Origin of the sequence: Pyxidicoccus trucidator, assembly GCF_010894435.1 — a bacterium.
GTDB lineage: Bacteria > Myxococcota > Myxococcia > Myxococcales > Myxococcaceae > Myxococcus > Myxococcus trucidator.
Window position 1 is genome coordinate 44,282 of sequence record NZ_JAAIXZ010000003.1, and the last position, 24,788, is coordinate 69,069.

The following is a 24,788-nucleotide window of genomic DNA, read 5'->3' on the forward strand; positions in this document are numbered from 1 at the left end:
CCGGTGAACGTTAGCAGCTGTCCTCCTGCTTCGCGCTGAGCGCCGCGAGCACTCGGTCCAGCTTCTCGTTCGTCTCTTGGAGCCGGGCCCCGTCGACTGGGCTCGATGATGACCGGTGCTCGAGGAGCTTCCGGGCGAGGCTCACCACCCCGTGCGCAGAGCTCACCATCTCGGCGCGCGACCGCAAATCGAGTCTCAGTGTCCAGACAGTCTCCCCACCGCGGCAGTGGATTGGACATGGGGGCACTGTTCCTTCACCAGGAACCACGATGAGCGCCGCGGGGCTGCGAAAGGCGCGGCAATAGGCCAGCACCTGGTAGACGTCCGAGCTGGGAGGGTCGCGAACGTCCTTGTACTTCGCGTCGATTGGCAGCTCCGCCAGCCGGCGGCGCACGAGGACATCCGGCCTCACCTTGACCGAGCGCTCCTCGTCGAGGAATCGCTCCTGCGGTTCGAGCGTGATGGAGTACTCCTCTGTTGGCAGCCCCGTGCGGAGGGCTCTCCCGACGAACGCTTGGAACAACGCGTTCATGTCGATCCAGAACCCGCTCGCCTCTTCACCGGTCGCCGCATCCGAGAATCCCAGCGCGCGGAGCACCGACTCGGCGAGCCGGAGGGCAGCGCGATAGAACGGGTCCCGACTCCGCGAGGCAAGGCGCCCCGCCACAGCCGCAGCGCATGGGAGCGGGGAGGGGAGTCCCCGGAGGACCTCGGCCGCCCCCTTGCGGAGTGGTGCGGAAAACACCATCGGCGAGCCCAACAGTCGTTGGACTGCGTAGGCCAGCACCCGGTTCTCCTCAGCGTCCTGCTCGAAGTCCTCAAATGCGCACGCGAGTTTGACGCGTGCGCTGACGTGCTCGAGCCCGGTACGTCGAACGTCGATCCGCCCGCGCGCGTAGGTCAGGACCTCTTCGCGAGGCACGTAGTCCCGGCGGAGTCCGCGCCGGCAGAGCTGCGCCACGGCGCTCACGAACGCGTATCCGATGAGTTCCTGCAACTCCGCGGCGACGCCCACGGAAGCACGGCCCACCAGGTGGAGGCGTCCCACCTCGTCGCCGAGAAGCGCGAGCACGGCCGCATCCGGGATCTTCGGGACGATCCGCAGATTCAGGCCTCCGAACCGGCCAACGCCGACCCAGTGCTTTGCCTGCAGCTCGCAGCTGCCATCCGGACGCAGCCGCAGCTCCACGATTGACGGCTGGCTCGCAAGCAGCGCCGTGATGACTGCGGGTGGAAGTTTCCCCGACCACCTCTCCCACTCACGAAGGAGAAGCGGGCCCCCGGGCTCGGTCGTGGTGACGCTCACCCTGTCGGGCCCTGCATCGAACGGGCGCGGACCTTGGCGAGCGAGAATTCGGCCACCTTCGACGGCTCCGCGAAGAAGAGCTCCCGAACCAACGGAAGAATGCTCGTCGCCCAGAGTTCCTCCAACTCGTCGGCGTCAAGTGAGTCGCGCATGAAGTACGAGTGACCAATGAGGCGCTCAGGCTCGATTCCCGCCGTCTCCAGCTCGCGGTTGAGCGTCTGAAAGAGCGCGGAGACCTCCAGCGGCAGCTTCTTGCGCTCGATCCATGCACGCAGCACGCCCTCGTCCGGGCCCAGCTCGAAGAAGTGGAACCTGCGGCGAAGTGCGAGGTCGAAGAGCGCGATTGAACGGTCCGCGTTGTTCATCGTGCCGAGGAGGATGATGTTCCTCGGTATCGAGAACTGCTCCTTCGACTGTGGCAGGGTAATGGTCTCTTCCCGGCGCTCGAGCAACATCATCAGCTCGCCAAAGATTCGCGGAAGGTTTCCGCGGTTGATTTCGTCGATGACCAGCACGTGCTGATGCGTCGGCTGCGCTCGAGCGCGCTCACACAGTCTGCGGAAGACGCCCGGTACGATTTCGTACTGGAGGTGGCCCTGCTTCACGACTGGGCGAAGCCCCTCGATGAACTCCTCGTAGCCGTAGGACGGGTGGAACTGGACCTTTTCGACCCTGACGCGGTCGCCGGCGAGGGCGTTGGCCAGTCGAAGTGCGAGTTCGGTCTTTCCCGTCCCCGGCGGGCCGCCCAGGATGACCTGCCCGCTGCGGCGCGCACGGTCGGCAATCCTGTTCACGAGCGTGCGCGCCATTCCCAGGTCGTCCGCGAGGGTGTCCAGGTCCGCCGTCGTTGCCGGCGTCACCGATGAGTGGACCGCGACGGGGACGGAGGCAGGAGTGCCTGCGTGTCCGGACAGGACGGACAACGCCAGATCGTGAAGCGCCGCCGGGACGCCATGGCGCTGGCGCATGCGCCGGACGAGGTCGCAGTACTCGAAGTACGCGGAGGCGAGACGGTCACCCAAAGGAGGGTCGACGCGCATCAGGCGTCGGACCGCGGTGTCGAGTGACGTCAACCAGACCGCGTACTGCTCGGGGTCTTTGAGAAACAGCACGGCGGTCGGAAAGCTGGTCCCAGCGTTGGGGATATCCGCGTCGAAGAACGCCTGGAGTGCTGACGCCGTCTCCTCGTCACTCTTTGCATTCCAGAGCCCGGCGATGAGCGGATTCAGCCGATCGAGCGCGGCGACCATCGAGTTGGCGTTGTGGCCGACGAACTGCGGCGCGAACCGGGTGTACACCTTGCCCTTGCCGTTCTTTCCTTCGCAGGTGTTCAGGTGCGTGAAGACCTGTCTCAGGTCGGCCTCGCTCAGCGCTCCAAGCCGCGACTCGATCAGCTCCTTCGCCTGGGCTTGTGCCTCCTCACGCAGCACGCGGTCGCCGTGGGCCTCCACCAGGACTCTATGCAGCGTCGACGCGGCTGCGGACTGGTCAGGCGGAAGGGCTGCACCTCCGGGTGTCCCTGGGAGGTCTTGGTTGGTCTCGACGTATGCGGCGCGCGACAGCGCTACGAAGTCCCCGCCGAGCTTGGACCTCACCTGCTCCACCAGCGCCCGGTACGAGGTGAAGTCCTCCGCCATGAAGGGCAGGCCCTGCCTCTCCAGCGCTGCGCAGGTGTTTCCATCCAGCGGTACGAACTCGTCGGGCCGAAGCCAGAACAGCCCCTGCGTCAGCTTCCGGATCGCCACCTGCTTGACCCTCAAGCCGCGGTCGAATTTCGCCGCAGTGACGCCATTGAGGCCCGCCTCGACGGCTGCTCTCGCGAGCGCCCACAAAGCTGGGATGTCGTCGCTCTTCCGCGCCCTGGCGTAGGCAAAGAACCATGAGTTCTGGTTGTTCGCCGTCGGGATGCCGTCGAAGTCGGTCGGGAGCGGGCTCTGGAGACTCAAGTGCGCCTTGCACCGTTCCAGGATGGCGACGCGATGCGCTGGAACGATGCTTCGGTTGAACGAAGCGAAGAACGTGAACGGGTCGATGACGGCCAGGGGAAACGGCTTCCCATCGGCGTCCAGGTCCGTGAATTGGCCAGCCGGAACTCCCTCTGCTTTCAGCGATTGAAGGAGCGACAGCAGCTCCCCCTGTCGCGACTCGTAGGCGGCCAGCTTCTCCGCGAGCTCGCGGTAGATGGGCATCCAGGAAAAGGACATTGGCGGCGCTCCGGGCACGAGGGAACAATTCCCGAGAGGCTGCCCGCTTTTCTCCTGACCCGTGCAGGTTTCTGCGACGCAGCCTGCCCTGCGGCGTGGCTCGCCCGTCGACCCACGCGCGGCCACCCGCGGAGCGGACGCTACCCTGAGCCTCGGCGGGCCGGCGCGCCTCCGGTGGGGTCGTCCCGTAGGGGGCCCAGGGCGCTCCCCGTTCCCAGGCACACAGCCGGCAGGCTTCCGGGGCACTTGCTCCCGGACTCCTCGGACTCCACTTCTTGGCGAATCCTTCGAGCGGAACCCGCCCAGCACAGAGAGAGTCCATGACGACGCAGACCCCGAGCCAGACACCCGCTGGCTTTCCGACGCCGGACGTCATCCAGCGCGCCTACGACGAGGGCGACCTGAACCGCGCCGTTCAGGCCTATCGCTTCTTCTACCCGACCGTCTCGATGGAAGGCACGATGAACGGGCAACGGGAGGCAGGCGCCGAGGACAGCAAGGGCGCGCTGGTCCTGGCGGGTGGACCCAGGCACGTGTTGTTCACCGGCAACTCCGACACGCCCTATATGGGAATGGTGCTGGATTTGAAGCAGTCCGGGCCGATGGTGATTGAGCTCCCGCCGGGCAAGTTCCTGGGCATCGTCAACGACCACCACTACCGCTGGATTCACGATGTGGGCATTCCTGGCCCCGACGCCGGCAAGGGTGGCAAACACCTCCTCCTGCCTCCCGACTCCAAGGCAGAGGCCCCGCCGGGCTACTACCCGGCGCGTTCGGCGACGTACAAAATCCTGCTCGGGCTGCGCGCACTGCCGGTCGGGGGCGATCTGCAAGGTGCCCTGGACTCCCTGCGCAAGGTGAAGATCTACCCGCTCGCCCAGGCAGGCAGCCCCCCCGGCTTCACGTTCCTGGAGTGCACCGACCAGAAGATCGATGTCACCTGCCTGCGCTGGGAGGACAACTTCCAGTACTGGGAGAAGCTGTACAAGGTCCTCGGCGAGGAGCCGACCTTCGACGAGTTCCGCCCGATGTACGGCCTGCTCGCCACGTTGGGCATCGAGAAGGACAGACCCTTCGCGCCGGACGCGCGCATGAAGGCGATTCTGGAGAGAGCGGCCAGGGTGGGTCGTGAGCAGATGCTCGTCGCGGGCTTCGCCAGTCACCGGCCCGACCGCGTCGCCTGGAAGGAGCGCAAGTGGGAGTGGGCAGCCCTGCGCTACGAGAACGGTGACTTCGAGCTGCCGACCGGGCTCGACCTCGAAGCCCGTGACCGATGGTTCTCCCAGGCCATTGGCGCCTCGCCCGCGATGTTCCGCCGCTCGGCCGGAGCCGGCTCGCTCTACTGGCTCGGGCTGCGAGACAAGAACGGGGCCTACCTCGACGGCAGCAAGACCTACAAGCTGACGGTGCCGCAGCCCGTGCCGGCCACGCTGTTCTGGTCGGTCACGGTGTATGACAATGGTACGCGCTCGCAAATCCAGACGGACCAGGACAAGGCCGCGCTGCGGTCGCTGTTCGAGCTGAAGGACACGACGGGGGAGAAGGCGCTGGAGCTCTACTTCGGCCCCAAGGCCCCGGTGGGCAAGGAGGGGCGGTGGATCAAGACCCTTCCCGGCAAGGGCTGGTTCGTCTACTTCCGCATCTACGGACCCGAGGCACCTGCCTTCGACGGCTCCTGGAAACCGGGCGACTTCGAAGAGGTGAAGCAGGTTCGAAGCGCCGAGGCGTGAGCGCGCGGACGCGTTCGGGTCGGGGGAGGCGCTGCCTCTTGCGCCGCCTCACCTTCCGCCTCGGGCAAACCTCACGAGGTTCCACGGCGTCTTCGCTCCAGGCGCCGAACCGCGGCCATTTCTGGTCCCCCAAGCAGGTGCGGAGGAGGGGAGCGCGGGGCATGAGGAAGCGGCCAGGAAGGAGTGGATGAAGGAGAGGACGCCGCGAGAGGAAGAGGTCCAGGTTCCTGCCACGCACCTGATGGGAGCGAGGCCCGGGCAGGCGTGTCCCCCAAGGGGGCCGAGCGGCCTGACCAGTCGACGCACCGTGGACCCGCACCCTGTTCGCCGGGAACGAGGGTGGCTGACGCTGTGTGCCTGGCTCAATCCTGGCGTTGGGCTCACTGAACCGGAAAATCGTCTCCCAGGAGCCCCCGCCAGAGCGCGAGCGCTCCGGCGGTGTCGCCCGCCCGCTCCAGTTCCAGGGCCTGAGCAGCCTGGTGCGCGGCTTCGGCCAGTCGCTGCTGCCCCTGCGCGAGGTATCCCGCCTCCAACCCTGCGTTGAGGGGGGGACCGAGTCCTGCCGGGTCCCGCCACTCCTCCAGGATGCTCTCGCTCATGAACCTGAGCAGGTGCGCCAGGCCCTGTGAGTAGACGGAGAGGCTCGAGTCCGGGCTGAATGAGTCGATGCCCGCGCAGGCCATCACCTCCAACAGAAATGACGGCACGGGCCTACCCTGGAGCTGATTCCAGCGCTTGATGGCCTTGATGAGTGGCTTCAGCCGCCGCTGCGCCTTTGCATTCGCCGTCTCGCTGGCCTCGATGTGTTTGCGCGGGTTGCTGTGGATCCACCCTCCGAGGCGCCAGTCTGGAATCCAGTACGCGCCCGGCTGGCGCGGGTCCTCCAAGGCGGGGACGACATCGAAGCCGATGCCAGTCCCGTCGAACTCGAGGTTGACCGAGCGGTTCCGCAGCTGCACCGGCTTGCCAGGGAACTCCGCCTCGAGCGCCTCCTTGACGCGCTTCAGGAAGTCCCCGGGCAGGTCCCTTCCGCTCCCGCTGCGCTCCTCGGTGAAGACGAGAAAGAGGTCGATATCGTGCAGCGGGCGGATGGCCGTGTTCCGGACATAGGCGCCGCTGAGAATGAACTCCTTGGGCTCCAGCCGGCGCTTCATCGCCTCGAATACGTTGCGCGCCTGGCGTTTCGCCTCGCTCTTCTCCGCCGCCTGCAGCTCCAGGGACCGCATGAACTTCTCGAACCCCTGGGCCACGGTCGACATCGCCGGTGTCTGGGGCTCTGCTGGCGACACGAGGGGACGCTCGGACACGACAGGGGGGGCCTCACGAAGCTCGCCGAGCCGCTTCCGCATCGTCTCCCGCAGGCGGCGCGTCTCGCGCTCGTCGAACCCAGCCTCCTCCAGCCGCTCCATCCAGGACTCCGCGACGTCACAGAGCTTGTCGAGCAGCTTGACGATGGCGCCCTCCTTCACCCCGTAGCGCTCCCCGAAGTCGATGAAATGGGCCCGCTTGAGGTTGTCGTTCCTCCCCTCGAATTGCAGCGCCATGAGCCGGTCGCCGTAGGGCAGCGTGGTGAGCACGTCGTACGCAGGTGACAGCCGGAAGCCTCCCGCCGGGCCGTCCGCGAGGATGCTCACGTTCTTCGCGTGCAGGTCCCCGTTGCCAATGAGGTAGCTGAAGGCGAGCAGCAGGAGGAAGCGGGCCATCTCGGGAATCGGCGCCGTGCACGTCTCGAGAATCCCCTCCGCGATGTCCGAGCAGGGGATGCGGTACTTTTCCCCCGGGTACTTGTCGAGGAACTGGCAGGCGTCCTCCTGGTGGAGCCGCCGAAACCGCTTCTCCTCCTTCTCCCACACTCGGTCGAAGCGCTCCACCAGGAGCCCCGGGTTCTTCTCCCGGTCGTGGATGAGCCGCGTGGTGGCGACCTTCAGGCCGCAGGCCTTCGCCATCCGCATGAAGAAGTACTCGTTCTGGACGAGCTGGGGCTTCTCGTCGGGATTCAGCTTGAGGATGTACGCGTGCCGCCCGGACATCCGCACGGGAAACGAGATGGTCGATGCCGAGACCTTCTCCTGCACGCCAGGGATGACGGGCTCGGTTCCCTCCGCCGTCCGGGTGAGGCTCTGCTCGAACAAATCCTTGAAGAGAACCGTGTCCGGACTCCACCGCTCCGCGCGCGTCTCGAGCTCCGCCAGGCTTTCTCCCCGCGGGACGACCGAGAGGTCTCCGATGGTGTCGGTGCCCGCGGCAATGAGCAGGCTGAGCAGGTCGTCCTCCGAGGTCTTCACGCGCTGGACCAACGCGCGCAGCCGGAGCCCCTCGGGCAACAGGCCCGCGAAGTACGTATGGAGATTCGTTCCCCACGTCTCGACACGCCGCTGAACGTAGGGAAGGTGGACCGCGAGGCCTCCTTCCTGCCGCGAGTACTGCGCGAAGAAGTTCTCGTCGTATTCGAAGACCGAGCCGCGCGGGGTGCGTGTGATGGAGCCGACGCGCTTCGTCTCCCGCCACACGTCGGCGACCTGGACGTCAGTAGGCCGAATCACGCAGCTTCTCACTCACTTGAAAGCGCTGCTTGCCACTCTCGAGCGTCAGTTGCAGCCCGAGGACGTTGAGGACATCGAGGAGCTTGTCGAGCCGCAGGGTCGGCTTGCGACCGTTCTCCACGTCGTAGACGAAAACAGGGCCACAGCCGGCCAGGGTGCTCACGTCGTGCTGGGTCAACCCCAGCCGCTTGCGCTGGGTCCGCACCGCCTGCGCGAGCGCCTGCATCCAGCTTCTCGCTTCACCGGGTCCATCCAATGACATGGGCTTCGGTACTCCTGCGCGGCCCCCACCTGGGAAGCAGAATCCATCCGTTCGAATGGAATCTAGCGCTGGTGAGGGCAGTTCGCCATTTTCTGGGCGCCAAATCCATCCCATCGGATGGATTTGAGTATCATCGCGCGGCCCAAGGGGACTTCCGTACGTATTTCCATGCGCTCGCATGGATTGGTACGCATTTCAGGCGCAGGAGCCCAGTTTTTGCCCTGTTTTCCATCTGCTCGCGTGGATTCTGAAACGCAGCCATGTGCGTACCGAAGCTGCGCCGGAGCAGGGGCTCCCACGCCGGCCTGCCCTCCCTGCTCCAGGAGGGCTTCCTGCTTCTGGCCGGAGAGCGAGGCCGCGCAGGCCACGTTGTAAGCGGCCCGGGTTTGCGCTCGCCGACTCCCGCTTCTGCGTAGAGGGAAAACAGCCTTGGCCCGAGCCACAGCCGCCGCACCCCCCATCCGCCTCACCTGCCGCCCGCCGTGGGCTGACCATTCAAATACGTCTGGATGACCGGAATCCTGCTGAGCTGCGTCGGGTCCCCACCGCGTGCGGGGTCGTAGTCGAGCGGGTTGGCGCCGAGCACGACGAAGTCGGCCACCTTGCCCGGCTCGATGCTGCCCAGCCACGCGTCCAGCTCGTGCTGACGGGCGGGCTCCAGGGTGATGGCGCGCAGCGCCTCCTCCACTGTCGCCGCATGCTCGGGGCCGAGCACGTAGCTCTTCTTGAAGTCCGGATAGGCCCAGGTGCGCCGCGTCACCGCCTGCTCCACGAGCCACAGCGGGCGCGGAGGTGTCACCACCGAGTCGCTGTGCAGGGAAAACGGAATCCCATGCCGCCGCTCAAAGCCTACCGGGTCGAGGTTGCGCGCCTCCGCTCCCAGGGTGTGCTCGAAGGCGTCGCCCCAGTAGGCCACATGGCCAATGAGATGCGTCACCCGTGCGTCCAGCCTGGGAACGGTGGCGCCGTCGCTCGTGACGAAGGTGCCCTCACGCAGGCTGGCGAGCTTCCGCGTCACCTCCTCAGAGCCCACCGTCTGGTGGATGAACAGCACCGGATGCGGATTGACGACCTCCCGCTGGAGCTCCGCGAAGACGTCGATGGCCCACTGCTGCGCTCCATTGCCGTTGGTGTGCAGCTGGAACCGCCAGCCCTTCGTCCGCCAGAGCCCTCTCAAGCTGTCGGCGATTTCCCGCGGACTCTTGTAGTTGGACCGGCCCTCCCGCGCGCCCTTGCAGTGCCCTGTGTCCTTGTACCGATACGGAGGCGCGAGCTGCGCGGTGCAGCCCTGCGTCGAGCCGTCCACCCAGAGCTTGATACCGCTCGCTCCCAGCCACTTCGGCAGCTTGCAGTCCGGCGCTGTCCTGGGGTCACAGGCGGGCCCTGAAGGCTGGAGCAGCTCCCGCTGCGTCTGGGCGTCGTAGGCCAGGTCGTATTCGAGAAGGGCCGTGACGCGCAGCGGGAGGTCGTCCCGTTCCGCCAGGAGCTTCACCGCCTCGAGCTCAGCGGGGCTCATCAGGCCACCGTCCGCGAGCGTCGTCAGCCCCGCTTCGCGCAGCTGCTGGAGCGTTCGCCGCACCTCCGCTCCAGGCTGCGTGACGAGCCTCACCGGGTCCGTCTGGAGTGCCTGCGACGGGCGCTGCTTCATCAGCGCCTGGAAGAACGGCAGGAAGGCCGCGGGCTCGCGGAGCAGGCCGGTGTACTCGCCGCCCGCCTTCACCCACTCTCCGCCGCTGCTCGTCACCGACGCTGGCGGAGTGCACTCCTTCTTGCCCGTCAGGTCGAGGCAGGTGACCTCGAACGCCTGCTGGTTCGCGTAGGCGAGATGGCCGGACTGGTCCACGATGAACACCGGGCGGTCCTGGCTCACACAGTCAGCGAGATAGCGCTTCGGCAGGTCCAGGAAGGACACCGCCCCGGCTCCTCCGCACAGGCCCGGGATGAGCCGCTGCCGGGACGGGTCCAGGTTCGTGCCCATGATGGGCTCCTTCGACTCGCTCCCGCCGGAGGCGTCTGGCCGCAACGTCATGAGCGCCTTCAGCAGCTCCGTCTGGCAGTGAGGGGTATCCGCGCCCGAGTACGGTGGCGGCAGGCAGGGCGCCAGGTTGTGCGCCACCGGCAAGGCCTGGAGCAGCGTTGGCAGCAAGTGCATGTGCGGCTCGATGAAGCCCGGCATCAGCACCTGCTGGGGTTCCAGGCGTACGAAGGTCAGCGCACGGGTGTCGAGCCCGGCCACCACCTCCTGCTCGGTCCCCACCTTCAGGATGCGGCCATGCGCGTCCACGGAGACGGCCCCGGCCTGCGTCCCCCGCTCATCCATGGTGAGGACTCTTCCGACGAAGACCGTCGTACGCGCCCCGCCGGGGGCTGTTGCTCCCTTCGTCGCGCAGGCGCAGAGGAGCGCGAGCGCGGCGGTGCACACGAGGTCACCGCGGAAGGCTGGACGGCGGCCGGGACGCGCTCGAAGGGGAGGTGGGTTCATGGGGCTCGGAGGAGCCCACGCTCATCACCGACCCACCGCCAGTGGAATCAGACTGGCGGGGCGCTCCGCCCCGGCGAGAGCGCGGCAGCGAACGCTCACCTGCCTCCGGGTCCCAGCTCATGCTCTGTCCGAGAGCGCCGGGTGAAACGCATGACCCCACCACCCTGCTCGACACGCTGCGTGACTGGCTGCGACTCAATGCGTCCACGTCTCACCGCCGCGACACCTCGGTCGACTCACTCCCGGAGAACGTCTCCCAGGCGACCCCTGGCGCTGCGGTGACGCAGAATTGTCGCAATCTGATTCTTGATTTCTTGGTATTCAAGGCTTCGCAGGCAACGACGTCGGTGAGGAAGAGAGCCAGGGAATGCGCACCACGAACAAGCTCGCAGTCGCGGCGATGTTGGGTCTGTTTCTCGGCGGTTGCGGACCCACGGACACGAACCTGGGCGGCGAAGGCGTCGCCAGTCACCTCGAGCAGGACTTCGGTGGCCCGAGCGGCCTCGCCGGGTTCTTCGAGGGCCACTCCGAGGAGGAGATTCGAGCGGCGATGGCGCGGTACGGGGTGGGGTACGTCGTCCACGGGGAGGTCGATGCGGCTGCAATCAGCGACTGCCCGAAGTACTTCCCGTCGAGCGACCGGAACGTCTGGCACAACTTCGACGGTGAGTACTACTTCATCGACACCGCGGGCCGGCCGAACCGGGCGTACAAGTTCCTGCCGAAGATTCTCGCCGCGCCGCGCGCCGACTCCTGTCAGACGAGCGTGGGGCAGTGGGGCGACGCGGAGAACTCCAGCAACGACTATGACGGGGGACACCTCATCGGCTCGCAGCTCGGGGGCTGGGGAGGCCGGGCGAACCTGGTGCCCCAGGATGCCAACTTCAACCGCGGCAACTGGCTGCAGCTCGAGAACAAGATGGCCACGTGCGGGGGCCTGCCGAGCGGCCGGCTGCGCTACTACGTCGGTGCGAACTACCCGAACTCCACCGCGCTCATCCCCAACAACATGACGCTGGAGCTCCGGAACCAGTCCACCGGGAGCAGCGTGTCGATGTCCTTCTCGAACGTGGATTACGGCGGCTCGAACGGAACGAACGAGCGGACCCGTGGCGTGAACTGGCTGTCGGGCCAGGGCTGTAACTGAGGAGCCGGCGCTGGCCCTTCGGAGCAGCTTCCCTTCCACCCGGTAACACCTCGGCGTCCCAAGCGGCGGCGGGCTGACGCCGTCCTCCGCGAGGTCTCCCTGTCCGGTGGTGACGCCGGGCGCGCAAGCCTCCAGCGGCGGGAGGCTTGCGCGAGATGGTGGTGGACCTGCGCTACGTCGTGAGCTTGGAGCTGGCCTTCTTCGCCTCCTTCCCCAGCGCGCAGGGCGTGGGAGCGCACACCCACGACGTGGAGACAGCGGAGTTCAAGCTCGTCGCCTTCTCCACGGACAGCGAGGCCTTCCAGAAGGCGGCGGGCATGCGCTGCGACCCGGTGGAGCAGGTCGTGCTCGTCACGCGGGTGAGCGGCAAGGCTCATGGCCTCTTCTGGTACCGGAACGTCAGCGACACGGATGCGGGATCGCGCTTTCCAATTCGGTGTGTTCACCGACTTCTGGGGCGGGCGCCTGGGCCTCAAGAGCTACGGTTTCTTCGGTTGGGTGCGCAGGCGCTGCTCCAGCACCACCTCGCCCCTTCCGTCAGGATGCACATCTGGCTGTCCCTCTTGTGCACGTCGATGCCGATGAAATCCATGGCCCGCTCCCCCTACCTCGGCGGTCTTGTTCTCGCCGAGGCAATCTAGGGCTCGGTGGGCCTCCCTCCACATCCGCGGCTGGCCGGCCGCTTCATCTCCTCTATGCTCACGCGCCTGCTGCGGCCTTTCCTCTACGAGCTGCATCTGCGACGTGGTGCAGGCTGCGTAGAGGCGCAGGCCCAGCGTTACGGCGCTGCGCAGCATCAAAAGGGTTGGCTTCATGCCTGGCAGCAGGCACGACGCCGGGTATCCGGACCACCCGGCCCTGACGACTGCACGAGCCCGCGACGCAGTCGGGATGGACCCTGAAGGCCCGGGGGCTCATCAACGTGGTGGACTCGGGCTGGGTGCGCACGGATATGGGCGGGACGGGTGCGCCGCGCTCGGTGGATCAGGGAGCTGACACACTGGTGTGGCTCGCCACGCTCCCGGACGATGAACCCACGGGTGGCTTCTTCCACGACCGCCGGCCCGTGGAGTGGTGAGGAGCGGAGGACGGACCCACGCTCCTCTTGGGCTGAACGTGAACAGGTCAGAGCGCGGTGGATGCGCCCTTATGCGTGGTGCCCGTTCATCCCTTGTGATTCTCGAGAAATGCTGTGAACCAAGGGTGCTTACGTACAGGGTCCATGTCGCTATCACTCTCCAAGTGCTCGCGATTCGGCAGTTTCCCGTGCTCGCGTGCTCGCGTGAGCCATACGCGGCAATCCTCTGCTTGCCCTGTTAGCGCTGCAATGCAGGCCAGATTGTAGGAGCCCATTCCTGGCTTCTTTGCTTCTGCTTGGTTGAGTTTGTCGCGAGCTTGGTTGAACAGAGACTCCGCCTCTGTGCCAGTCTTCCACTTGGCCTGTTCCAATAGCGCGGTGCTCCAGTTGTTGAGGGCCTCGTGCATGTCCGGCTTGAGGCGCAGGGCCTCTGAGTACTTCTCGCCGGCCTGCTCGAAGAGGCGATCCGCCTCCGCGCCCATCTTCGTCTTGGCCCAGTCGGAGAGCGTGTTGCCCCAGTTATTGAGGGCATCGTGCATGTCCGGCTTGAGGCGCAGGGCCTCTGCGTACTTCGCGCCGGCCTGCTCGAAGAGGCGGTCCGCCTCCGCACCCGTCTTCGTCTTGGCCCAGTCGGAGAGCGCGGCACCCCAGTTGTTGAGGGCCGCGTGCATGTCCGGATTGAGGCGCAGGGCCTCTGCGTACTTCGCGCCGGCCTGCTCGCAGAGGCGGTCCGCCTCCGCACCCGTCTTCGTCCTGGCCCAGTCGTAGAGTGTGTTGCCCCAGTTGTTGAGGGCCGCGTGCATGTCCGGATTGAGGCGCAGGGCCTCTGCGTACTTCTCGCCGGCCTGCTCGAAGAGGTGGTCCGCCTCCGCACCCGTCTTTGTCTTGGCCCAGTCGGAGAGCGCGGCGCCCCAGTTGTTGAGGGCCGTGTGCATGTCCGGCTTGAGGCGCAGGGCCTCTGCGTACTTCGCGCCGGCCTGCTCGAAGAGGCGGTCCGCCTCCGCACCCGTCTTCGTCTTGGCCCAGTCGGAGAGCGTGTTGCCCCAGTTATTGAGGGCCTCGTGCTTGTCCGGCTTGATGCGCAGGGCCTCTGCGTACTTCACGCCGGCCTGCTCGAAGAGGCGGTCCGTCTCCGCACCCGTCTTCGTCTTGGCCCAGTCGGAGAGCGCGGCGCCCCAGTTGTTGAGGGCCGTGTGCATGTCCGGCTTGAGGCGCAGGGCCTCTGCGTACTTCGCGTCGGCCTGCTCGAAGAGGCGGTCCGCCTCCGCACCCGTCTTCGTCTTGGCCCAGCCGTAGAGTGTGTTGCCCCAGTTGTTGAGGGCATCGTGCATGTCCGGATTGAGGCGCAGGGCCTCTGCGTACTTCTCGCCGGCCTGCTCGAAGAGGCGGCTCGCCTCCGCACCCGTCTTCGTCCTGGCCACCTCGATGAGCGAATTGCCTTTCACGACGTAAGCCCATGCGAGTGGCTCCTGAAGGCTTGGAACCGTGCCGCTCTCGTAGGCAGGACGCAGCTTGATGATTTCATCGTACTGTCCGGCCATTAGCATTGCGGAAGCATCAATGCCCTGGGCAATTCTGGATTCGCTACCCTTCGGAGTGGTGCTCTTGACTTCATAGGCCGCGATTGCCCGCTTTACGCTCTCCTTGGCTGCACTAAGTGGATCGTAGTTCTCTGCCTGACCTGGAAGCGTGAAACGAGTGAGTTGCTTCAATGTGTATGCAAGATGCGAGAAGGGGCGCCCCACCAAGTCTGGGGGAAAGCACCCGAGCCGCTGCGTCAATTCGACGAAGAATCCATCAGCCTCGTAGCCAGGAACCCAGCATCGATCCGCTCCATCAAAAGTCAGCGTCTTGCGAACGGAGGCCGCAGGCTCATTGTCTTTGTAGCCCACCCAGTAGATGCCGTATTGGTGAGGGGCTGCGACCAGGAGATCGACCAGAGGATCGTTCTCTCCGCTGTAGCCAACTACGATCCACATGCGGCCTTCGCCAGCCTTCTGGAACACCGGCTTTATCTGCTCCGCATGTCTCGTGAGTTCTTCGGGGGTGTTCAGCAGCACGAATCCCGAGCGCTGGCCGTGGAGGTGGAAGACCGCAGGACTGGGAACCATGTCCGGGATGAATTGTGTCGCGGCAGCAAAGTCGTAGACCGCCGGGAACTCATTCACCAGCGCGCAGGCGCGTAGGATCAAGGGGTCGAAGTTCGTGGTGAAGATGCGGTCCACGTATCCATGGGCGACGAGCTGGGCAATGCCGACGTGAGCCCAGTTGATGCCAGTGGCGTCATCGATGCTCTTCGCAACCAGGTCCCTCCGCACGTTCGAGGGGAGCTGCTTCATGCAGGCCCCGTAGGTCTTCTCGGGTGCCCTGTCGTAACGAAAGGGATGCGCCTCCTTGATGAGGTCTACGAATCCCTGGGCGGTAGGCACTCCGGCGGTAACAGAGCAGCCAGCGCCGATGAGCAAGGAGCACTTCTTGCCGTGGTTCTTGACGTGCCGGAGCTGCTCGACGACCTCTTGAATGGTGGTCTTCATGCGGGTGTCCCGTAGCTGAACATCCAAGCGCACCGCTTCCAAGAGGGGGCATGCGTCTCCTGAGTACTGGACGCCACGAGTCTTGATGCAGTGCGCCGGAGCCTCGGGAGCTCGCGATGGCGGAGGCTCAAAGCATGGCGCCGGGTGGATGCCTTCCGGCTCGATCAGCCTCTGCTCAACGAGCCCGGCATCCGACGACGCATGGACTGGAGCCGGGTGGCGTCCGACCCGGGCAGCCCCAGGGCCCTGCGAGCGGAAGGAACAGTCATTCCACGGTGACCTTCCCAGCCGGGGGCTGCTCTGGGGCGCGAGCGGCCTGTGCCGACGTGTGCCCAAAGGGGCTGCACGGCCTCTCCACTCGTCCTGTGCACAGCCCCAGCGGCACCCGTCAGCAGCGTCCTGTGCACAGCCCCAGCGGCACCCGTCAGCGGCCCTCCGCGGCCATGTCGCCCCGTCACACGGCAGCATGAGGGTGAACGCCGCGCCCGCACCGGGAAGCTGTCGAGCGTCACGCCGTCGCCGTGGGCCTCGACCACCTGCTTCACAATACAGAGGCTAGGCCGAAGCACCTCGCGAGCTGCTCGCTTCCCGCCTCGACGAGCGCAATGCAGCCGACGCTCACCTGCCTTCGAGTCCCATGGAAAGCGTGAGGCACGGCGCTCACGCTTCGCCGTCCAATGGCTTGGAGCCCGGTGCAGGCGTGGCGGTGGACCGCACGAGTCCGGCTGTGCACCCTCCTGGTGCTGACGCTGAGCGCGCCTCCAGCCACAGCGCGGGAGCCCGGCCCGCCCACGCTTCGCGCGGAGCAGGAGGCGGCGACGCCGCGCGAGGTCGGCACGTGCAAGCCAGGCTCGCTGCCCGGCCTGGTGTGGCATGGCACGGAGCGCCAGCTCACCCTCGCGCGCCTCGCGGCGTACGTCGCGCCCGTCTACTGGTTCTCTCCGGACGAGCCAGGGCTGCGCGGGCCGGACGGCGGGGACATCCAGCTTCCCCAGGCCCTTCCCTTCGAGGCCGCCGCCGACACCCCCGTCGTGTACTACCAGTTCAGCGAGGTCTCCCTGTCCGGCGGCGACGCGGGGCGCGCGAGCCTCCAGCGGAAGGAGGACCCGGGCGAGACGGTGGTGGACCTGCGCTACGTCGCGAGCTTCGAGCTGGCCTTCTTCGCCTACTTTCCCAGCGAGCAGGGCGTGGGGGCGCACACCCACGACGTGGAGACAGCGGAGTTCAAGCTCGTCGTCTTCTCCACGGACAACGAGGCCTTCCAGAAGGCGACGGGCATGCGCTGCGACCCGGTGGAGCAGGTCGTGCTCGTCACGCGGGTGAGCGGCAAGGCCCACGGCCTCTTCTGGTACTGGAACGTGAGCGACACGGACGAGGGCTCGCGCTTCCCCATGCACCTGCTGGTGGAGGAGGGGAAGCACGCCCTCGCGACAGACAAGAATGGCGACGGCTACTTCACGCCTGGCTACGACGTGAGCCGCAGCGTCAACGACGCCTGGGGCGTGCGAGACGCCACGCGCAGCGGCCTGCTCTTCAGCGGCAGCTATCAGGCGTGGATGTCGAAGGTGCGTCGCCCGGAGGACCGCATCTACCCGCCGCTGCCGCCGGACAGCCCGCTCCAGGGCGCCTTCGAGCGACCGGGGGACGCCGGTCCCCGGGTCGAGTACGCGCTGCGGCCCCTTCCTCCCGCGACCCAGGCCCGGAGCGTTCCGGGCCTCTACCCCTTCCTGGAGGACAAGGAGGTGCCCGGCTGGCCCGTAATAAAGGAGGCCGGGACGCTGGAGGACCTTGGCGAGTGGGTCGACGCGGGCAGGTCACTGCGCTCGTGGTCCCTCTCGCTCTACGTGGATGGCGACGTGGGAATCGGCCTGGTCCTCCCATTCCTGGTCGTGAAGAACCTCGAGCTGCCGATGGCCGGCGGCTATCTCGTCCACCGCCTGTACCTGAAGGACAAAGGCCTGCGGGACTTCGGGTGGATGGCCATGTACACGCCGTCCGCCTCCCGGTGGTTCGACCACTACCTCGCGGCGGGCGTCGAGTGGGACAGCGAGCCCTTGCGGCGCCGCACCGATGTCGTCCTGGAGCTCGGGTTCAAGTTCCGCGTCAACATCTCGCGCTCGCCGGTGAAGTTCCTCGGCGTGTTCACCGACTTCTGGGGCGTGCGCCTGGGCATCAAGAGCTACGGCTTCTTCGACGTGGACCGGCTCACCTATGTGTTCGAGGTGGGCGCGGGGACCTGGTGAAGGGGCCTCCGCGCCTCGCGCCGCCCCGGACGGGGTAGCCAGGACCCGCTCGCAGGTTTTCTGCATCATTTTCCCCCTCGTCGGCTCCTTCGAATTGGGGGGAACTGCTTGGGCCCACGAAGCCAACCTGGAACGAGCCGAAGACCCCCGGGTTTCCAACGCGGGGCGGACGCCTCGAATCCTGGAGCTACGATGCGCCTGAAGACTTCCTGGCCCCTTCGCTGTGCCCTGGGCCTCCTCATCACCCAGTTCGTGCTCGCCTGCGGTGACGGCGGCGGCGACGTTGACGGTGGCGTCGTCGTCGTCGACAGCGGCGTTGACGGTGGTGGCGTCGTCGTCGACAGCGGCGTTGACGGTGGCGGCGGCGGCGTTGATAGCGGCATTGACGGTGGTGGCGGCGGCGTTGATAGCGGTGTTGATGGTGGCGACGTTGATAGCGGTGTTGACGGCGGCGTTGACGACACGGCGGCGCCCTCCACGCGGGCGACCCCCGTGGGCGGCAGCTTCACGAGCGCGGTGGCAGTGACGCTTGCGTGCGACGACGGTGCGGGCAGCGGGTGCTCGGCCACGTACTACACGCTGGACGGCTCCACGCCAGGCACCGGCTCCACGCTGTACCGCGAGCCCTTCACCCTGGGCGCCCCTGCCACGCTTCGCTTCTTCTCCGTGGACGAGGCCGGCAATGCCGAGGCCGCGAAGACGGAGACCTACGTCATCGACACCACGGTTCCCACCGTCTCCGCCAACCCGGGAGGCGGCACGTTCTTCAGCCCGCGCACGGTGACGTTGTCGTGCAACGACACGGGCACGGGCTGCGCCGGCATCCACTACACGACCGATGGCTCCGTGCCCGGCACCGGCTCCACGCGCTACACGGCGGCGCTCGACCTCTCGAGCAACACCACCCTGCGGTTCATCGGCGTGGACGGCGTGGGCAACACCAGCACGGTGGTGACGGAGACGTACACCTTCGTGACGGACACCACGGCCCCCGTCACCACGATTGCGCCCCCGCCCGGGACCTACACCTCCTCGCGCAACGTGACGCTGACGTGCACGGACAACGAGGGCGGCAGCGGCTGCGACGGGACGTTCTACACGCTGGACGGCAGCGAGCCGACGACCGACAGCACCCGCTACACCGGGGCCTTCACCCTCTCCGCCAGCACCACGGTGCGTTTCTTCTCCGTGGACGCGGCAGGCAACGCGGAGACGGCGCAGGTCGCGGTCTACACCCTCGACTTCCAGGCACCCGTCACGGTGGCGACGCCCCCGGGCGACACGTACCCGGACCCCACCGTCACGGTGACGCTGACGTGCAGTGACTCGGGCACGGGCTGCGGCGCGACGCGCTACACCACGGACGGCTCCCTGCCGGGCGGCGCCTCAGCGCTGTACACGGGCCCGTTCACCCTGGCTCGGAGCGCCACCGTGCGCTTCTTCTCCGTGGACCTCGCGGGCAACGTGGAGCCCGTGGTGGACCAGAGCTTCGCGCTGCCGAACTCCAGCGGCGAGACCGCCTCGGCGCAGATTGCCGCCGTGCGCACCGCGGCGGACGGCCTGGTGAGCCTGCCCATCGACGGGGCCTACATCACCTTCGTGAAGCCGGGCGTGGGCTCCCTCGCCAATGACCCGGCGGGCTTCTTCCTCCAGGCGGAGCGCGGCGGCCCGGCCCTCTTCGTGGAAGTGGACCCGGCGGGGCTGAGCCCCGAGCCCCAGGCCGGCATGCGCGTGAGCATCGTCGTCAACAGCAAGCGTGTGACGAACGGCATGGTGCGGGCGACCCTCTCCAGCTTCGGCGTGCAGAGCACCGGCCAGGTGCTGACGGGGTTCGTCCAGGACGTGAGCCAGGTGGACCTGCCCGCCTCCCTGCCGGACTACGAGTCGGAGCTCATCACCCTCACGGGTACCCTCAACGGCCCGTTCTCCCTGGCGGGCGCCGGCCACGAGCAGGCGCCGCTGGTGACGGCTCGCGTGCCTGCGGGTTCCCCGAGCGCCTTCAACTTCCGGCTGCGCGTGGTGGAGACGGTGAGAGAGCAGCTCGACCTGGTCCAGGGCTGCACGGTGCGCATCGTCTCGCCGCTGTGGTTCTTCTCGACCGGGACGGGGACGCCGCTCACCCAGCCTTCCGTGTGGGCGCCCGAGCAGCTGGTCTCGTCGACGTGCCCGGGGCCCCGGGTGACGGGGGGGCTGGCCGCCGGCCCGGAGACGGTCATCGTCCGCTTCGACCGACGCATCGACCCGGCCAGCGTCCTGGCCGATGGCAGCCAGTTCTCCATCGCCGGGCTGACCGTCACGGGCGCCAGCGCCTCCGGCAACCGCGAGGTGCGGCTCGACACCAGCCTCCAGACGCCCCGGCAGCTCTACACCGTGGCGGTGGCCTCCACGGTGCGTGACGCCCAGGGCAAGGGCGTGGAGCCGACGGGCCGCACCGGCAGCTTCCGGGGCTGGAAGACGCCCGCCGTGCTGCGCATCACCGAGCTTGCGCCCGGTGTCTCCAACCAGCGGGACCTGGTGGAGCTCGTCGTGCTCCAGGGCGGCAGCACGGAGGGCATCACCCTCGCGGACGCCGCCAGCTCCACGCCCCTGGCCACCCTGCCGGACGTGGAGGTGCTCGCCGGTGAGCTCATCGTCATCCACCTCAACCCGGACCGGGTGACGGCCGGGGTGGACGCTCCGGGCTCGGAGCTGACGAGCAAGACGGCCTGGCCTCAGGCCCAGTACTCGTCGAACTTCGACACGGCCTGGGACTTCCAGGGCGGCACCTTCGGCATCAGCGGGGGGCAGCGGGTGCACCGCATCCGGGACCCCCTGGGCAATACCCAGGACGCCCTGGCCGCCGTCATCCCGGGCTTCATTCCCATCGCCGCCTACCCCGACCAGCTCCAGGCGCTCCAGGCCGAAGGCCAGTGGTCCCCGGCCGACTGCAACGGCGTGCCGTGCACGTACGAGTCCTTCCCGAGCGCCTTTGACGTCTCCTTCGATTGGAGCTTCGCCTTCCCCGTCAGCGGCACCAAGACGACGACGGTGGGCCGCGTCTCCTCCTGGGACACCGACACCGCGAGCGACTGGGCGCTTGGCCCGGCCACGCTCGGCGTCCTCAACGGTGCGGTGAGGGAGTAGCGGCCGCGGGTCGGGCGGCGGGCCTCGAACCCGCCGCCATGGCGCTGGGAAACCCCGGGCAGGACTCGCGGGAATAACCCGGGGCGGGCCAGTGAGGAGGGGAGGACGCTCTGACGGGTGCGCCTCGTCACTCGCCCCGTCTCCCGGACGTGGAGGCAGGGCGGGAAGGGCTGGAGTCGTGCGCGACACGGCAGGGAGCCGTACCTGCGCATGGGACGTCTCCGAGGGGGCCGGGAGACCTCGGTCTGGGCCGGCCGCTCCTCCTTCCAATCTGGGAAATGGAGGGCAACTTTCTCCAGGGGCCTACCGCTCCGAGCCGGGCGCCAGCCGCGGGAAGGGTCAATGGTTTGCGAGCCCACTGCTCTCCTGGAGCAGTTACACACCATCTTGTGGAGGGCCGAGAGCCGCTCGCTCCGGCTCACCTGCGTGAGCGAGCAGGCCGCCAAGCTCCTCGGGTATCCAGCCGAGGGGTGGCTGGATGCTTCCTTCTGGAACACGTGCCTCCACCCGGAAGACCGGGAGCGCACGCTGGCCGTCTGTCGGGCCGTGGCGGCGGATGGGGAGGGAAGGGAGTTCGTGCACCGGCTCATCGCCGCCGACGGGAATGCGCTCTGGTTTCGCACCTGCGTGAGGCGGCCTTCCCTCAGCAGGGGGCCATCCTCCGAGCTCTACGGCCTGATGGTGTTGCTGGAGCAAGGGCCCCGCCAGGATGAGCCGCTCCAGCACAGCGAGGACCACCTGCTCACGTTGTTCAATGCGTTGCCGGACGCCGTCTTCTTCAAGGACGGCGCGGGGCAATGGCTCGCCGTCAACCCGGAGGCCCTGAAGCTCTTCGGGCTGGTGGGAGGCGAATACCAGGGCAAGACGGATGTGGAGCTCGCGGGCTACGCCCCCTTCTATCGTGAGGCCCTCCTCGCCTGCTCCGAGACGGACAGGCGCGCCTGGGAGCGGGGCCACCTCAGCCGCATGGAGGAGAACATCCCCAATCCCGACGGCACGATGCAGAGCCACGACGTCATCAAGATTCCCTTGTTTCATCCCGACGGGACGCGAAAGGGACTGGTGGTGCTGGCCCGGAACATCACCGACTACAAGATTGCCGAGCAGGAGCGGTATCTCCTCTTCATCGACGAACAGAAGGCCCGCGCGGCCGCGGAGGAGGCCCAGCGGCGCTCCGCCTTCCTGGCGGAGGCCAGCAGGCTTGTCGCGGGGACGCTCAATTATGAAGTGACGCTCGCCGCCGTCGCGCGCATGGCGGTGCCCTTCCTCGCCGACTGCTGTGTCTTCCGGCTGCTGGACGAAGACGGTGCGACCCGGGTGGTGTCGGTGGCCCACGAGGATGCCTCCCGCGAGGGGCTCGTGCGCGAGCTGAAGCAGCTGTCTCCCGACATCCTCACGGGCGCGGACACGGTCCTGCGCTCGGGGCGTTCCTTCCTCTCCGGTTGGATGGGCGAGGGAGGGGGAGCCCGGGCGGAGGAACAGCTCCGCAGAATCCGGGAGCTCGGGTTCCAGTCCTCGATGTCGGTGCCCCTGCTGGCCCGAGGCCACACCCTGGGCGTGCTCACGCTCGTTTCGGCCAGACCCGGGCGTGTCTATGGCATCGCCGACCTCGCCCTCGCCGAGGAGCTCGCGCTGCGCGCCGCCCTGGCCGTGGAAAGCGCGCGCCTGTACCGCGAGGCCGAAGAGGCCATCAAGGCCCGCGACGAGTTCCTCTCCAATGCCTCGCACGAGCTGAAGACGCCCTGCACCTCACTGCGCCTGGGGGTCCAGGGCCTGCTGCAGCTGACGCGCACGAAGCCGCTGTCACAGGTCCCTCCCGCCTTCGTGGAGAGAGTCCTCGAGAACGCCGAGCGCCAGCTTCAGCACCTGTCCAGGCTCGTCGACAAGCTGCTCGATGTGTCGACCCTCAGCTCCGGGCAGCTCCAGCTCGGGTTCAAGGAGATGGACCTCTCCGCGCTCGTCCGGAACGTCGTGGAGAGCTACCAGCGGGAGCTGGCGCGCTCGGCCTCGGCGGTCGTCGTGCATGCCGACACCCCCGTGGTGGGGCTGTGGGACCCCTCCTGGCTCGAGCACGTCATCGGCCATCTCCTCTCGAACGCGCTCCGCTATGGGGCCGGCAAGCCCATCGAGGTGGAGGTCGAGTCCGACGCGCACAGCGCCAGGCTGGTGCTCAGGGACCACGGCATTGGAATCGCGCCGGAGCACCAGGCGCTCCTCTTCGAGCGCTTCAAGGACCCGGTCTCGGCGCGGCGCTACAGCAATCTGGGCCTCAGCCTCCCCGTCGTGCGGCGCATCGTCGAGGCCATGGGGGGGACCATCCGGCTCGAGAGCCGGGTCGGCGCCGGTACCACCTTCACGGTGGCGTTTCCGGTCAACCGCCGCCCCATCCAGGAGCACGTCGAAGCCCTCCGGGCCTCGCCTCCTCCGAGCTGAGACCTGGGCTTCGGAATGCGGCTTGGTTTGAGACAGGCCGTCTCAAGGCCGGGGTGTGGCGCCGCCTGCGTACAATCCTGGCTCCTTGCGAACCACCAGCCGGTGCGCCGCGAGATAGTAGGCCTTGGCATTCGCGGGGTCGCGCGCGTACAGGTCGAGAAATGCTCGGGCGCATCCCGAGTGAGGGAAGTGGCTCTGCCGGGCAGCGGCGAGGACTTCCAGGGCACGCCGCCGCTCTTCCAGTGTCCCGGACCGCGCGAGCTGGAGCTTGTCCCACAACATCACCAACAAGTGGGCCCGGGCATCGCGCAACTCCGTCCGAAGATGGAGCCGAAAGAAGTCGATGGTGACCTGTGCCCGCTTGCGGTCATAGCCCGCGCGTTTAGCCACCGCTCTCGAGGGAAGCCTCGCGCTTGAGACGTTCGCGCTCGCGGCTCTGCTGACGTGAACGGGCGGTCACCTCCGCGATGAGCAGGATGCGCTCCTCCAACTGTTTCAGCGTCACTCCTCGGCTCATCATCGCATGCGACAGCAGCGTTGATCCCCAAGCCGCGGCGGTGCCCCAGAAAACCCGAGCCTCTGCTACGTCCTTCCCGGATGGGCCGCATGGCCGGCGTGTGCCTGAAGGTGGCTGCACGGCCTGTCCACGTGTTTGGCGCACAGCCCTGGGGCCTCGACGCTAGCTCCCGCCGGATGCGCTCCCAGGCCTGGAAGCCGAGCACGAGGAACAGGACGCCGACGACGGTCTGGACTCCGCGCGCCGTGGGGTTGGCCGGGCGGGAGTTGAAGGCGGGCGTGGGGGTCAGGGTATCGCGTCTCCTGGCACGACCTGGCACATGTGGACCTGCTCTAAGCCGTACTGAAGCTTGCAGGTGAGCACCCACGGCGTGGCGATCTCCTGGGCGAGCGGCTGAAGCTCCTTGCCGAGCATGCACACGGCGGTGTCGGTCGTGAACCAATGGCACCGGGCGGCCGTGATGGGCTCCTTGGGCGTGCACTGGTCCTGCTCGCGCCGGAGCACCACGGGAACGGGCGGCAGCTTCCCCGTCCTGAGCCAGTCGAGCTCGGCATCTCCCTTCGAGACCTTCCGGGTCCGGGTGCACATGGAGGTTGCGAGGCGCCCTTCATACAGATAGGCGTAGACGAGGTACTCCTCTCCAGACTCGAAGGAGTAGCTACAATCACCGCCGCCGTCGTCCGTGTCCAGAACGAGCTGCGCCCCTCCGGTGGCGCCCTTGAAGGCCTCGATGACTTCGATGCGGGCCTGCCGGGACGCCACCGAGACCACACGGCCATGAACGATGACGCCGGCCTTGTCGCGTGCCGTGCGAAGCGCGGTTGGGAGGTCGGTCCAACCGCGACAGCTACAGGCGTCGGCGGAGGACGGCAGGGCGAACAGCGCACTTCCCAGCAGCAGGACGACGAGCCTCATCCACGCAATCCTACCTCTCTTCGGGCGCGTGCCAGCGGGTGCCCACCAGCCCTGCCTGCGTCAGCGAGCGCGGGGCTTGAGGCAGCGGCCAGGAAGGATGGTGACGCCCAACTCCCGCGAGAGCGCGTCGCGTTCCCGCTCCCTCAATCAACCGGAGCACGGCCTCATTCTTCCGCTTCGCCAAGAACCGGATGCGCTCCGCAGGCCTTCGAGCAAGTCATGGCGGGACGCGCCATGGGCGGCATGTACCCAAGGGGCTGCGTGGCCTCTG

The 24,788-nt window shown here is 67.4% G+C and carries 14 protein-coding genes; 6 read left to right on the forward strand and 8 right to left on the reverse strand.

What is annotated here, in order from left to right; genetic code table 11:
* Nucleotides 1-10 precede the first annotated feature (10 nt).
* Together G4D85_RS10320 and G4D85_RS10325 are read right to left on the reverse strand one after the other, a co-directional pair.
* Nucleotides 11-1,306 carry an McrC family protein gene (locus G4D85_RS10320; protein WP_164010659.1) on the reverse strand — a complete coding sequence of 432 codons (1,296 nt, stop codon included), beginning with the start codon at nt 1,304-1,306 and terminating at the stop codon, nt 11-13.
* Nucleotides 1,303-3,510, reverse strand: coding sequence for an McrB family protein (locus G4D85_RS10325; RefSeq protein WP_205525501.1), 2,208 nt, complete (start codon nt 3,508-3,510; stop codon nt 1,303-1,305). The genes G4D85_RS10320 and G4D85_RS10325 overlap by 4 nt, the downstream gene beginning before the upstream one ends.
* Nucleotides 3,511-3,830: 320 nt before the next feature.
* Between G4D85_RS10325 and G4D85_RS10330 the strand changes: the two genes are divergently transcribed.
* Entirely contained in the window at nt 3,831-5,240 is a 1,410-nt protein-coding gene (locus G4D85_RS10330) for a DUF1254 domain-containing protein (protein ID WP_164010663.1), read from the forward strand.
* 380 nt (nt 5,241-5,620) lie between these two features.
* On the opposite strand, the gene G4D85_RS10335 is transcribed toward G4D85_RS10330, so the two are convergent.
* The 3 genes from G4D85_RS10335 to G4D85_RS10345 all read right to left on the reverse strand — a co-directional run bounded on the left by G4D85_RS10335 (nt 5,621) and on the right by G4D85_RS10345 (nt 10,365).
* Nucleotides 5,621-7,783 (reverse strand): HipA domain-containing protein, encoded by a 2,163-nt coding sequence (locus G4D85_RS10335; RefSeq protein ID WP_164010665.1) that lies wholly within the window; start codon nt 7,781-7,783, stop codon nt 5,621-5,623.
* The gene (locus G4D85_RS10340; RefSeq protein WP_205525502.1) at nt 7,767-8,045 is read right to left on the reverse strand and encodes a helix-turn-helix transcriptional regulator; all 279 of its coding nucleotides are present in this window, start codon (nt 8,043-8,045) and stop codon (nt 7,767-7,769) included. The genes G4D85_RS10335 and G4D85_RS10340 overlap by 17 nt, the downstream gene beginning before the upstream one ends.
* 466 nt (nt 8,046-8,511) lie before the next feature.
* Nucleotides 8,512-10,365 carry an amidohydrolase gene (locus G4D85_RS10345; protein WP_240359194.1) on the reverse strand — a complete coding sequence of 618 codons (1,854 nt, stop codon included), beginning with the start codon at nt 10,363-10,365 and terminating at the stop codon, nt 8,512-8,514.
* A 529-nt stretch (nt 10,366-10,894) separates the two neighbouring features.
* Here G4D85_RS10345 and G4D85_RS10350 point away from each other — a divergent pair.
* Both G4D85_RS10350 and G4D85_RS10355 read left to right on the forward strand, forming a co-directional pair.
* Nucleotides 10,895-11,674 carry a DNA/RNA non-specific endonuclease gene (locus tag G4D85_RS10350; RefSeq protein WP_164010669.1) on the forward strand — a complete coding sequence of 260 codons (780 nt, stop codon included), beginning with the start codon at nt 10,895-10,897 and terminating at the stop codon, nt 11,672-11,674.
* A 161-nt stretch (nt 11,675-11,835) separates the two neighbouring features.
* Entirely contained in the window at nt 11,836-12,315 is a 480-nt protein-coding gene (locus tag G4D85_RS10355; RefSeq protein ID WP_205525503.1) for a hypothetical protein, read from the forward strand.
* Nucleotides 12,316-12,838: 523 nt separating this feature from the next.
* Here G4D85_RS10355 and G4D85_RS10360 read toward each other — a convergent pair.
* Nucleotides 12,839-15,286: a TPR end-of-group domain-containing protein gene (locus G4D85_RS10360; RefSeq protein WP_164010673.1), complete on the reverse strand. Its 2,448-nt coding sequence runs from the start codon at nt 15,284-15,286 to the stop codon at nt 12,839-12,841.
* A gap of 677 nt (nt 15,287-15,963) precedes the next feature.
* On the opposite strand from G4D85_RS10360, the gene G4D85_RS10365 reads away from it, so the two are divergent.
* The 3 genes from G4D85_RS10365 (at nt 15,964) to G4D85_RS10375 (ending at nt 23,085) form a co-directional block, all read left to right on the forward strand.
* Nucleotides 15,964-17,529, forward strand: coding sequence for a hypothetical protein (locus G4D85_RS10365; RefSeq protein ID WP_164010675.1), 1,566 nt, complete (start codon nt 15,964-15,966; stop codon nt 17,527-17,529).
* Between the two features lie 192 nt (nt 17,530-17,721).
* Nucleotides 17,722-20,652: a chitobiase/beta-hexosaminidase C-terminal domain-containing protein gene (locus G4D85_RS10370; RefSeq protein WP_164010677.1), complete on the forward strand. Its 2,931-nt coding sequence runs from the start codon at nt 17,722-17,724 to the stop codon at nt 20,650-20,652.
* A 387-nt stretch (nt 20,653-21,039) separates the two neighbouring features.
* Nucleotides 21,040-23,085, forward strand: a complete 2,046-nt coding sequence (locus G4D85_RS10375; RefSeq protein ID WP_164010679.1) for an ATP-binding protein — start codon at nt 21,040-21,042, stop codon at nt 23,083-23,085.
* Between the two features lie 382 nt (nt 23,086-23,467).
* On the opposite strand, the gene G4D85_RS50225 is transcribed toward G4D85_RS10375, so the two are convergent.
* A complete protein-coding gene (locus tag G4D85_RS50225; RefSeq protein ID WP_275900281.1) occupies nt 23,468-23,590 on the reverse strand; it encodes a hypothetical protein in 123 nt (40 codons plus the stop codon).
* Nucleotides 23,591-23,887: 297 nt separating this feature from the next.
* Entirely contained in the window at nt 23,888-24,517 is a 630-nt protein-coding gene (locus G4D85_RS10385) for a hypothetical protein (RefSeq protein WP_164010683.1), read from the reverse strand.
* Nucleotides 24,518-24,788: the final 271 nt, after the last annotated feature.